Annotated in this window: 9 protein-coding genes; 1 reads left to right on the top strand and 8 read right to left on the bottom strand. The window is 69.2% G+C overall.

The window, feature by feature from the left end:
- Positions 1–250: 250 nt before the first annotated feature.
- From J5V16_RS20195 to J5V16_RS20160, 8 genes are all read right to left on the bottom strand, one after another.
- Entirely contained in the window at positions 251–1309 is a 1059-nt protein-coding gene (locus J5V16_RS20195) for an ABC transporter ATP-binding protein (protein ID WP_208498785.1), read from the bottom strand.
- On the bottom strand, positions 1306–2382 hold the full coding sequence (locus J5V16_RS20190; RefSeq protein WP_208498784.1) for an ABC transporter ATP-binding protein: 1077 nt from the start codon (positions 2380–2382) through the stop codon (positions 1306–1308). The genes J5V16_RS20195 and J5V16_RS20190 overlap by 4 nt, the downstream gene beginning before the upstream one ends.
- Complete coding sequence (locus J5V16_RS20185) at positions 2382–3344, bottom strand: ABC transporter permease (RefSeq protein WP_208498783.1); 963 nt, start codon at positions 3342–3344, stop codon at positions 2382–2384. Before J5V16_RS20185 ends, J5V16_RS20190 begins: the two co-directional genes overlap by 1 nt.
- Positions 3341–4348 (bottom strand): ABC transporter permease, encoded by a 1008-nt coding sequence (locus J5V16_RS20180; protein WP_208498782.1) that lies wholly within the window; start codon positions 4346–4348, stop codon positions 3341–3343. Before J5V16_RS20180 ends, J5V16_RS20185 begins: the two co-directional genes overlap by 4 nt.
- A 21-nt stretch (positions 4349–4369) precedes the next feature.
- Positions 4370–6112 (bottom strand): ABC transporter substrate-binding protein, encoded by a 1743-nt coding sequence (locus J5V16_RS20175; protein WP_408612502.1) that lies wholly within the window; start codon positions 6110–6112, stop codon positions 4370–4372.
- A 264-nt stretch (positions 6113–6376) separates the two neighbouring features.
- Positions 6377–6973 (bottom strand): recombination mediator RecR, encoded by a 597-nt coding sequence (gene recR, locus J5V16_RS20170; RefSeq protein ID WP_208498780.1) that lies wholly within the window; start codon positions 6971–6973, stop codon positions 6377–6379.
- Positions 6974–7015: 42 nt separating this feature from the next.
- Positions 7016–7354, bottom strand: a complete 339-nt coding sequence (locus tag J5V16_RS20165; RefSeq protein WP_208498779.1) for a YbaB/EbfC family nucleoid-associated protein — start codon at positions 7352–7354, stop codon at positions 7016–7018.
- A 480-nt stretch (positions 7355–7834) separates the two neighbouring features.
- Positions 7835–9799 carry a DNA polymerase III subunit gamma and tau gene (locus tag J5V16_RS20160; RefSeq protein WP_208498778.1) on the bottom strand — a complete coding sequence of 655 codons (1965 nt, stop codon included), beginning with the start codon at positions 9797–9799 and terminating at the stop codon, positions 7835–7837.
- A 282-nt stretch (positions 9800–10081) separates the two neighbouring features.
- Here J5V16_RS20160 and J5V16_RS20155 point away from each other — a divergent pair, with 282 nt between their 5' ends.
- Positions 10082–11551 (top strand): RICIN domain-containing protein, encoded by a 1470-nt coding sequence (locus J5V16_RS20155; protein WP_208498777.1) that lies wholly within the window; start codon positions 10082–10084, stop codon positions 11549–11551.
- Positions 11552–11596: the final 45 nt, after the last annotated feature.

The raw sequence follows: 11596 nt of genomic DNA, 5'->3' as shown, positions 1-11596 counted from the left end.
GCGGCCGGCCTTGGCCGGGCCGGTCGCCCCCACTCCCGCGGGGGTTTCGATGCAGGTGCCCGAGCGCGGGAGCCAACCCCGCGCTCGAGTCTTTCGGCGGTCCGCGCGGTCCCCTACCAACCGCCTCACCTACACCAAAACTGAAGCCAGCCTCCCACAAGAAGTCAAGACACTCAAGACGCCTTTTTCAACCTGTGGATAACTTCGTGAGCAGGACTTTTAATGCCTGATCAATGCCTGTGGACAACGATCACAGGTCGAAGTGGCACGCGACCTTGTGGCCGCTCGCCGCCTCCCGCCACTCCGGCTCGACCTCCGCGCAGATGTCCTCCGCCCACGGGCAGCGGGTCCGGAACCGGCAGCCCGACGGCGGATTCGCCGGCGACGGCAGGTCGCCCTTCAAGATGATCCGCTCACGGCCCGCCTCGACCTCCGGGTCCGGTTGCGGCACCGCCGAAAGCAGCGCCTTCGTGTACGGGTGCCGCGGGTGCTCGTAGATCGATTCGGAGTCCGCCTCCTCGACGAGCTTCCCGAGGTACATGACCCCGACCCGGTCCGAGAGGTGCCTGACCACCGCCAAGTCATGCGCGATCACCAGATACGTCAGCCCGAACTCGTCCTGCAGCTCGTCGAGCAGATTCATCACCTGCGCCTGGATCGACACGTCCAACGCGCTCACCGGCTCGTCGCACACGATCAGATCCGGGCGCAGCATCAACGCCCGCGCGATACCGAGGCGCTGGCGCTGGCCGCCCGAGAACTCGTGCGGGAACCGCTCCAGGACCGACTTCGGCAGGCCCACCGCGTCCAGCGTCTCGACCGCGAGCTTGCGTCGCTCGGCCTTCGACCCGACCCCGTGGACCTTCAACGGCTCCGACAAGAGCATGTCCACATTGTGCCGCGGGTTCAGCGAACCGAGCGGGTCCTGGAACACCATCTGCATCTTCGAGCGGTAGCGGCGCAGCCGCTCGCCCTTGAGCGCGGTCACCTCGTCGCCGCCGAGCCGCACCCGGCCCGCCGTCGGCTCCTCCAGACGCAACACCGCCCGCCCGAACGTGGTCTTGCCGCAACCGGACTCGCCCACCAGGCCGTACGTGCCGCCCGCGTCGATCGACAGGCCGACCCCGTCCACCGCCCGCACATGACCCACCGTGCGCTCCACGACGATGCCGCGCCGGATCGGGAAGTGGACCTTCAGGTCCTCCACCTCCAGCAGCGGCGGCGCCGCGGCGTCGCTCACGGCGCTCGACAAGTCGGGCTCCTCGGTGCGCTGCGCCGGGACGTGCGGGTCCGTCTGCTCGGTGCTCATGCGACCTCCTCGGCCATCACACAGCGGTGGGCGTGCACGGCCCCCACCAAAGCGGGCTCACCGTCCACACAGGGCGACGCGACCCGGTCGCAGCGGGGCGCGAAAGCGCACCCGTCACGCCAGCGGATCACGTCCGCGATCGAACCGCGGATCGGCGTCAACGGCTCATGGATCGGCAGGTCGAGCCGCGGAATCGAACCCAGCAGACCGATCGTGTAAGGATGCGTGGGCTTGCGGAAGAGCTCGCGCACCGGCGCCGACTCGACCACACGGCCCGAATACAGCACGTTCACCTCATCGCACATCCCCGCGACCACACCCAGGTCGTGCGTGATCATCAGCAGCGCCGTCCCCTCGGTCTCCACGAGGTCCCGCAGCAGCTCGAGGATCTGCGCCTGAATCGTCACGTCCAGCGCCGTCGTCGGCTCGTCCGCGATCAGCAGCCGCGGCGCGCACGCCACCGCGATCGCGATGAGCACGCGCTGCCGCATCCCGCCCGAAAGCTGGTGCGGATACTCCCTGAGGCGGCGGTACGGGTCGGGGATGCCGACCCTGTCGAGCAGGAGCGCGGCCTCCTTCGACGCCTTGTCGCCCTTCAGACCCCGGTGCCGCTCAAGGACCTCCGTGATCTGACGCCCGATCGGCACGACCGGGTTCAGACTCGACAGCGGGTCCTGGAACACCATCGCCAGATCCTTGCCGCGGCGGCGACGCATCGCCGCCGGCGCCAACGACAAGAGGTCGACGCCGTCGAACACGGCCCGCCCCTGCACATCGGCGCCGCCCCGGCCGCCACGGCCACCCGAGGCCGGAATCGCCTGCGGTGCAGCCGCAGCGGTCTTCAGACCGCCGTCCACCGGCTCCGACACCGCCGCCTGCACCGGCTGCCGCGCCCTGCGGCCGCGGCCTTTCGGCAGCAGCCCCATCACCGCCAGGCTCGTCACCGACTTGCCGCAACCGGACTCGCCCACGAGCCCCACGACCTTGCCTTCATCGACCGAGAACGACACGCCGTCCACGGCCACCGAAGCGCCGAACGCGACCCGCAGGTCCTCGACTTCGAGCAGCGACACTATTCCTGCCTCCTCAGCCTCGGGTCCAGCGACTCGCGCATGGCCTCGCCCAGCAGCGTGAACCCGAGCGCCGTCACGATGATGCCCACCGCCGGGTAGATCGCCAACTGCGGTGCGCCCGAAAGGAACCGCTGCGCATCGGCCAGCATCGTCCCCCACTCGGCACTGCCCGGGTCCGGATTGCCCAGACCCAGGTACGACAACGCCGCCGCCTCGATGATCGCCGTCGCCAGCACCAGCGTCGCCTGCACGATCACCGGCCCCAACGAGTTCGGCAGGATGTGCGACACCACGATCCGCCCCTTCGGCACACCGATCGCGATCGCCGCCAGCACGTAATCCGAATGCGCCTGCGCCAGCATCGAACCGCGCAGCAGCCGCGCGAAGATCGGAATCTGCGCCACCCCCACCGCGATCATCACCGTCCGCAGCGACGGACCCAGCAGCGCCGCCACACTCAACGCCAGCAGCAGCATCGGAATGGCCAGCGCCACATCCACGGCCCGCATGATGACCGCCTCGAAGCGCTCACCCCACCGGCCCCCGAACGTGCCCGCCGCGGCCGCCAGGCCGCCGATGAACGCGCCCGCGACGAACCCGATGAGCGTCGCCACGACGCCCACCAGCAGCGTCTGCCGCGCCCCCACGATCATGCGCGAGAACATGTCCCGGCCCAGATGGTCCAGACCGAACCAGTTCTCCGGACGCGGCCCCGGGAAGATGTTCTGGTTCAAGAACACCTCGCGGCCCCACGTCTGCGCCGTCGGATCGTACGGCGCGACCCACGGTCCCACCACCGCCACGACCACGAACAGGCCCACGATGACCGCGCCCGTGATCGCCATCGGCGACCGGCGCATCCTGCGGATCGACTGCCGCCACAGCGAACCCGTCCGCGCGTCCCGCGCCGACACCGTCGCCGCGACCAGCCGGTCGAGCTTCTCGATCTTCGCGATGGTCATTTCCGCACCCGCACTCTCGGGTCGAGCAGCCCGTACGACAAGTCCACGAGCAGGTTGATCACCACGTAGAACACGGCGATCACCAGGATGAAGCCCATGAGCGCCGGGTAGTCCCGCTCAGTCGTCGCCTGGTACACGAACGAACCGATCCCCCCGAACGCGAACACGCTCTCGGTGAGCACCGCACCCGCGAACAGGCTGCCCAGCAGCAGGCCGATGATCGTCGCGATCGGCAGCATCGCGTTCCGCATCACGTGCCGGCCCCGGATCGTCGCGGGCTTGAGCCCCTTCGCGTCCGCCGTCCGCACGTAGTCCTCGCCCACCACGTCGAGCACGCTCGCCCGCGTGATGCGCACGATGACCGCCAGCGGAATCGACGACAACGCGATCGCGGGCAGGATCAAGTGCTTCACCGCGTCCCACGCGATGTCGAACTCGCCCGTGATCAGCCCGTCGAACACGCGCAGGCCCGTCACCTCGGTGAAATCGGCGCCCGCCGTCAGACGGAACGTGGTCGGCAGCCACCCCAGCTCCTGCGCGAACACCACTTTCAGCATGGCGGCCAGGAAGAAGATCGGAATGCACGTCCCCAGCAGCGAACCGGAGACCGTGCCGAAGTCCACCCAGGTCCCGCGGCGCTTCGCCGCCAAGTACCCGAGGGGAATACCCAGGCCCACCGCGATCAGCATGGCGGCCAGGGAGAGTTCGACGGTGGCGGGCAGGCGGTCGGCGAGTTCCGTCGCGATCGGACGCCCGCTCGACAGCGACGAGCCGAAATCGAGGCGGACGATCCGTGACAGGAACTCGCCGTACTGGGTCCAGACCGGCTCGTCCAGACCCAGGGCGGCCCGCAGCGCCTCCCGCTGCTGGTCCGTGGCGTTCTCGGGGAGCAGCCGGTTCTCGGGTCCGCCCGGCAGGGCTTTGAACCACGCGAACAGCAGCAGCGAGAGTCCCAAGAGCGCCACGGACAACTGCAGGAGGCGCTTAACGGTGTAGCGCAGCATATGTTGCTGTAATCGATCCGGTCAGGAGCCGGTCGTGAACGAGACCTGCGAGAAGTCCTCCCGCGTCAGCGGGGAGACGTCCGGCGGGTACACGTCCGGCGCGAACGCGATCGACGGCGGCGACGACGAGATCGGCAGACCCGGCAGCTCGGCCATCACGGCCTCGTTCGCGGTCTTCCACAGCTCCACGCGCTTCGCCTCGTCAGGCTCCGTGTTCGCGGCGGCGATCGCGTCGAACACCTCCTGGTTGTCGAAGCCCCACTCGGTGGACTCGGTCGCGAACCAGGTGCCCAGGAAGTTGTACGGGTCGGCGAAGTCGCCGGTCCAGCCCAGCAGGTACAGCGGGCATTCGCCCGAACGCGTGGTCGGGATGTAGTCGACCCAGGTGATCGGCCGGGCCTCGACCGTGACGCCGGCGGCCTGCAGGTCCGAGGAGATCATGTCGAAGATGTCCTTCGGCGCCGGCATGTAGGGCCGGGTGACGTCGGTCGGGTAGCAGAACGTGATGGTCAGGTCTTCCGCACCCGCGTCGGCGAGCATCTGCTTGGCCTTCTCGGGGTCGTAGTCGTAGGTGGCGACGTCCTCCGAGTAGCCCTCGAGGCTCGGGGGCTGGAACTGTGTCGCGACCAGGCCGCCCGCGGGGAGCACCGAGTTGACGATGCGCTGGCGGTCGACGGCGTAGGAGAGGGCTTCGCGGACGGCGTGGTCCTCGAGGGGGGCGTGGCTCTGCGTGTACGCGAGGTAGAGCAGGTTGAACACGCCGCGGACGGGGACCTGGTAGCCGTCCTGGGTGAGCGCCTGGGCGTCGGCCGGGGCGGCGAGGTCGTAGCCGTGGATGTCGCCGGCTTCGAGGGCCTGGCGGCGGGCGGTCTCGTCGGAGATGGTCTTGAAGATGACCGTCTTGACCTTGGCGGGCTCGCCGAAGTATTCGTCGTTGCGAGTGAGGACGACCTCTTGTGAGCTGTGGTCCCAGCTCTCGAGCTTGTAGGGCCCGGTGCCGGCGAGGGTGCCGACGGTCTGGGTGTACTCGGGGAGCGGCGAGTCGGCGGTCGGGATCGCGGCGTCGGCGACGGCGTCGATGGAGGCCGGGCTGATGATCGAGAGCGATTCGAGGGTGAACGCGCCGGGGAAGCTCGAGGTGTACTTGCTCAGGCTGATGGTCGCGTCGAGGCCGTCTGCGGTGCAGCCCTTGTAGATCGACTCGGTCTCGATGCCCATGGCCGGGTCGTTCTCGGCGAAGCCGCCGAAGACCGCGGAGTAGTAGTAGGTGAAGTTCGGGGACTGGTAGCCGCCCTTGAAGTTCGCCCAGCGGTCGAAGTTCTTGCACACGGCGGCGCCGTCGAGGGGCTGGCCGTCGTGGAAGGTCACGCCCTCACGAAGGTGGAACGTCCACTCAGTGCCCTCTTCGTTCTGCTCGTAGGACTCGGCGAGACCGGGGACGGTGTCGGTGCAGTCGGCGTCGAGGAGCGTGTCGAAGACCTGGCGGTTGACGCGGAAGGTCTCGCCGTCGGAGGCGAGGATGGGGTCCAGGCTGGTGGGGTCGCCCGGGGTTCCGAAGACGAACGGCTGCGATTCGTTCCGGGCGGTGTCGATGGCGGGTTCGCCGTCGGTGCGCTCAGGGCACGAGAAGTCGAAGTCCTCGGCGGTGTCGGCGTCCCCGCCGCCGTCGCCTTCGGTGCCGCAGGCGGTGAAGAGGCCCACTGCCATGGCGGCGCCTGCCGCCGCGGCGAGGGCGCGCCTGATTGGGGTTGGTGACGTGCGCATAGGTTGTCTCACCCGTCGGTCGTTGGGTATTCGGAGGTAGAGACAGCCTAGATCCAGGTGAGTTACACCACTGTTAAGCGTTATGTGATCGTGACCGTTTCGGCGAATATTGTTACCCAAATCGCCAGGATCGCTACGAAGTGAAACCCGTTGCGCCGCAAGGGAATACAAAAACGCCACGCTCAGGAGCGCCGCTACGCTGCACCACGCGCCGACTACAGTCCGCAGTGCCCCAAGAGGTTCGCCCCCGCTCGCCGACTCCCCTCAGTCGACGTCGCGCCGGCCCGAGAACGCCCGGCCCAGCGTCACCTCGTCCGCGTACTCCAGGTCCCCGCCCACCGGCAGGCCACTCGCGAGCCGGGTCACCTTGAACCCCATGGGCTTCACGAGCATCGCCAGATACGTCGCCGTCGCCTCGCCCTCGGTGTTCGGGTCCGTGGCGAGGATCAGCTCCTTGGTCTCTCCCTTCTGGAGACGCACCATGAGCTGCCGGATCCGCAGATCATCCGGACCGATGCCCTCCAGCGGATTGATCGCGCCACCGAGCACGTGGTACCGCCCGCGGAACTCCCCGGTGCGCTCGATCGCGAGCACGTCCTTCGGCTCCTCGACCACGCAGATGAGCGTCTCGGACCGCCGCGGGTCCCGGCAGATCCCGCACTGCTCCGACTCGGTCACGTTCCCGCAGGTCTCGCAGAACCGCACCTGAGCCTTGACCCGCTCGAGCGCCGAGGTCAGCCGCTCGACGTCGGCGCTCTCGGAAGCCAGCAGGTGAAAGGCGAGCCGCTGAGCGCTCTTGGGCCCGATGCCCGGAAGCTGGCCCAGCTCTTCAATGAGGTCGCCCAAAGCCCCGTCGTACAAGGATCTCTCTTTTCCTGCGGCTAGTCGGTGTTCGATTCAGGCTTACATGCCGGGGATGCCGAGGCCGCCGGTCATGCCGCCGAGGGCGTCGCCGAGCGGGCCCATCTTCTCGGCGGCGAGGCGCTTGGCGTCGGCGTTGGCGGCCTGGACCGCGGCGAGGATGAGGTCTTCGAGGGTCTCGACGTCCTCGGGGTCGACGGCCTTCGGGTCGATCTTGACGCCCTTGAGCTCGCCGTCGCCGGTGACCGTGGCGCTCACGAGGCCGCCACCGGCGGAGGCGGTGACTTCGGACTCGGCCAGCTCGGCCTGGGCCTGCATCATGTCGGCCTGCATCTGCTGCGCCTGCTGCAGCATCTTCTGCAGGTCTCCTCCTGCGAACATGTCCATGTCACTCCTCGCCGTCGGCTCCGGTCTCCTTGGTGTCCCGCCAGCCTATCCGTCTCGGGCGACAACCGTGTTGTGGCGGGCGGCCGGACCGGTGTGTCCGGCCGCCCGATCGTGCCCCCGCGGGAGCGAGGGGCGGTGGGGCATCTGGGCGGGGGCCGCGCGCGGGTGGCTTCCCGCGCGCGACCTCGGTATGGCGACGTTCGCGAATCCCCTTCTGTCGCCGCCATCCCGCTGATGCCCGATGGCGTTTTTGTCTCAAGGCTGACACGCTTCGAAATTGCTCGACAACAGCAAGTTCCCGCCTGTGGACAACTCCGATAGGAAGTGATGCAGCGCGCACCGCAGCCTTGTGGACCTTCGTGGTCGAGTGGCTGGTGATGGCGGTTGTTCGGCGCATGCCTCAACGATGTCACGGCCGGTTGCAGAGCGGCAACGATGAGTTTCTTGCCTGTGGATAACTATTGCGAGGGGTGCCTAAGCGATCTGCTTGGCGCTGAAGGCGGTCGTCAGGAGTTTGACGGCCTGCTCCTCGCTCGTGCCGAAGCCGCCCGGGGCCACCGGGTCGTCCGCGCTCGGTTCGTCGAAGTCATCGGCCGGAGGCTCCTCGAAGGACTCCGCGGCGGGTGCGGTGGCCTGGCGGGCCGGGGCGGCCTGCGGGCTGGCGCTCGGAGCCGCGGCGGGCGCGGGGCGGCTCGGCGCCGGGCTAGGCGCCGGTCCCGTGGCCGCTTTTGGGAGGCTCCCGGCCTCCCCCACCTCGCACCGGATCTTCCAGCTGCCGCCCAGCACCTCGTTGAAGACGCCCACGACGATGCCGTACGCGGGCTCCTTCTGCAGGTTCTCGGCGTGGAAGGCGTGCTTGAACGCGAGCACCACCTCGTTGTCGGTGGCGTCGGCGATCGTCGCGTCCTGCAGCAGCGCCGCCGTAGTGCGCTTCTTGTCCTTGACCGCCATCATGATCCGGTCCCACTGGCGCCGGATCGAAGCGGCGGTCACGCCCCCGGCGTCGGCGGGCGGCGTGTATGCGGACTCCGTTGCGGGGAACGGTTCGGCGTCGGCCCAGTCGTCCGCGGGGGCGGGAGCCGGGGCCGCCGCCACCGGTTCCGGTGCGGCCGCAGCGGGTTTGGCCTGCTCGACTTCGTCTTCCCACGGCGGGACGGCCGCCGGAGCGGCGGCTTCCTCGACCGGGGCGGGCTCGGCGGCCTTCGCCAGCGCGGCGCGGGCGGCGGCGGGAGGGCCGCTGGACACAGGGAGGTCGCGGACCGGGGCGGCGAAGGCGGCTCCGGCGGCGCGTTGTTCGAGGGTTTCGAGGCGCTGGGTGAGTCCGGCCATGGATTCGTCGGAGCCGGGGAGGATGGCGCGGACGCAGGCGAGTTCGAGGAGGAGGCGGGGGGCGGTGGCGCCGCGCATGCCGGCGAGGCCGGCGGCGATGACTTCGGCCATGCGGGTGAGGGTGGAGGTGCCCATGCGGGTGGCCTGGCTGGTCATCTTGGCGAGCTGGTCGGTGGGGGCGTCGACGAGGCCGGTGGTGCCGGCGTCGGGGACTTGGTGGAGGACGATGAGGTCGCGGAGGCGTTCGAGGAGGTCGCCGGCGAAGCGGCGGGGGTCGTGGCCGCCTTCGACGACGCGTTCGACGACTTCCATGACGGCACGGCCGTCGGCGGCGGCGAAGGCTTCGCACATTTCGTCGAGGAGGCCGGCGTCGGTGACGCCGAGGAGGGCGGCGGCGCGTTCGTAGGTGACGCCTTCGGGTCCGGCGCCGGCGATGAGCTGGTCGAGGACGGAGAGGGTGTCGCGGGCGGAGCCGCCGCCGGCGCGGACGACGAGGGGGAGGACGTCGTCGGCGACGATGGCGCCTTCTTCGTCGCAGAGGCGGCGGCAGAGGTCGCGCATGGCGGGTGGGGCGATGAGGCGGAAGGGGTAGTGGTGGGTGCGGGAGCGGATGGTGGGGAGGACTTTGTCGGGTTCGGTGGTGGCGAAGATGAAGAGGACGTATTCGGGGGGTTCTTCGACGAGTTTGAGGAGGGCGTTGAAGCCTGCGGCGGTGACCATGTGGGCTTCGTCGATGATGTAGATCTTGAAGCGGGAGTCGACGGGGGCGAAGACGGCGCGTTCGCGCAGTTCGCGGGCGTCGTCGACGCCGCCGTGGCTGGCGGCGTCGATTTCGATGACGTCGACGGAGCCGTGGCCGTCTGCGGCGAGGGCTTTGCAGGAGCGGCATTCGCCGCAGGGTTCGGGGGTGGGGCCTTGGGCGCAGTTGAGGGAGCGGGCGAGGATGCGGGCGGAGGAGGTCTTGCCGCAGCCGCGGGGGCCTGAGAAGAGGTAGGCGTGGTTGAGGCGGCCGGCGCGGATGGCGTTGATGAGGGGTTCGGTGACGTGTTCTTGGCCGACGACCTCGGCGAAGGTCTGCGGCCGGTATTTGCGGTACAGCGCGAGTGCCACGTCTTCCTCCTGCTGGCCGGGCGTATCGGTCCTTGTCAGGGTACGGCGTGGGTCTGACATTCGGCGGCGCGACCGGTGGAGTTGGTGCGGGGGGCACAGCGGGCGGGGCGGGGGCGGGTTCAGGTCGGGTCCGGGGTTGTCGGGTGGTGTTGGGCGACGTTGTCGGGTGGTGTCGCGAACTCGTTGATTTCGGGCGTATCGAGGGGTGGCCCCGCTCACGTGTAAGCGGTATCCTACAACGGTAGCAAGACATTTAAACGTTTCAATCTAAGGAGTTCCCCCTTGCGCGCTCCCGCTCCACCCCGCCGCCCGCTGGTCCGCTGGCTCGCCGCGGCCGTCGTCGCCGTCTGCGCCGCCGCGGGCCTCACCGCCCTCACCGCCGCGCCGGCCGCCGCCGTCGAGACCAACGTCTGGTACCGGATCGTCAACGACTACTCCGGCCTCGCCGTCAGCATCGAGAGCGGCTCGACGACCGCGGGCGCCAAGTCCGTGCTCGCCACCGCCTCCAGCGCCACCAACCAGCAGTTCCGCTTCGTGGACTCGGGCGGCGGCTACTACCGGATCCAGGCCCGGCACTCGAATCAGGTACTCGACGTCTACGCCAAGTCCACCGCGAACGGCGCCGACATCGTCCAGTGGTCCGACAACAACGGCACCAACCAGCAGTGGCAGGTCAACACCCAGTCCGACGGCAGCGTCGAACTCGTGAACCGCAACTCCGGCAAGGCCCTCGACAACTGGGAGCGGGCCACCACCGCCGGCAGCCGCGTCTCCCAGTACACCCGCAACAACGAGGAGACCCAGCACTGGAAGCTCGTGCCCGTCGGCTCGAGCGCCGCCGGGAACGGCTCCCTCACCGACCCGAACGTCCAGTTCTACGGCCGCTGGGACCGCGACGACGCCGCCTGGTACCAGATGGGCTGGGCCGGCGGCTACGTCGAGACCGCCTTCAGCGGCGCCACCATCGGCGTGAAGCTCCGGGGCACCATCGACATGTGGTACTCGATCGACGGCGGCGCCGAGACGTGGATGCGCGCGGTCTCGGGCAACGTCACCGTCAGGAGCGGCCTCTCCGGCACCCACACCATCCGCATCGGCTTCCGCGAGCGCGCCGGCTCCTACACCGGCGACCCCTCCTTCGGCGGGTTCATCCTCGGCTCCGGCGGCGCGACCAGCTCGACCGTCCGCCCCGGCACGCACATCGAGTTCATCGGCGACTCCATCACCGTCGGCCAGCCCAACGCGAACCGTCCCTTCTCGACGTACGCGTGGAACTCGGCCGAAGCGGTCGGCGCCTCCCACATGCAGGTCGCCGAGGGCGGCGCGTGCGTCTCGCCGACCGACTGCCGCGGCATGATGGACTGGTTCCTGCGCACCACGAACCAGGACGCGAACGACCTGTGGGAGTTCAACACGTACGAGACCGACATCGTCGTGATCAACCTGGGCACCAACAACAAGGTGTCCGCGGCGCAGTTCCAGGCGGACTACATCACGATGCTGCAGCGGGTCCGCCAGTCGTACCCGAACGCGGAGATCCTGGCGATGGGCGTCTTCCGCGAGCGGCTGCTCACGGAGGTCCAGAACGCGGTCGCCAACCGCAACAACGCGGGCGACTCGAAGGTCCACTACGTCGACACGCGCGGTTGGGTCGACCCGGCGACCGACACGAGCGACAACGTCCACCCGCACGACGCCGGGCACGCGAAGATCGCGGGCCTGCTGACTCCGGTCCTCCGCCAGTACCTCTAGCCGCATAGGACGGCGGCCGCCCCTTCGCCGGGCGGCCGCCGTCGT

Origin of the sequence: Glycomyces niveus (genome assembly GCF_017592475.1) — a bacterium.
Lineage (GTDB): Bacteria > Actinomycetota > Actinomycetes > Mycobacteriales > Micromonosporaceae > Glycomyces > Glycomyces niveus.
Note: the sequence above shows the minus strand (reverse complement) of the source record. Positions and strands in the feature narration are given on the sequence as shown.

Bases quoted from the DNA above. Each gene is read 5' to 3' on its own strand.
- J5V16_RS20175 (WP_408612502.1), bottom strand. From the start codon at position 6,112: ATGCGCACGTCACCAACCCCAATCAGGCGCGCCCTCGCCGCGGCGGCA.
- J5V16_RS20195 (WP_208498785.1), bottom strand. From the start codon at position 1,309: ATGAGCACCGAGCAGACGGACCCGCACGTCCCGGCGCAGCGCACCGAG.
- J5V16_RS20180 (WP_208498782.1), bottom strand. From the start codon at position 4,348: ATGCTGCGCTACACCGTTAAGCGCCTCCTGCAGTTGTCCGTGGCGCTC.
- J5V16_RS20185 (WP_208498783.1), bottom strand. From the start codon at position 3,344: ATGACCATCGCGAAGATCGAGAAGCTCGACCGGCTGGTCGCGGCGACG.
- J5V16_RS20165 (WP_208498779.1), bottom strand. From the start codon at position 7,354: ATGTTCGCAGGAGGAGACCTGCAGAAGATGCTGCAGCAGGCGCAGCAG.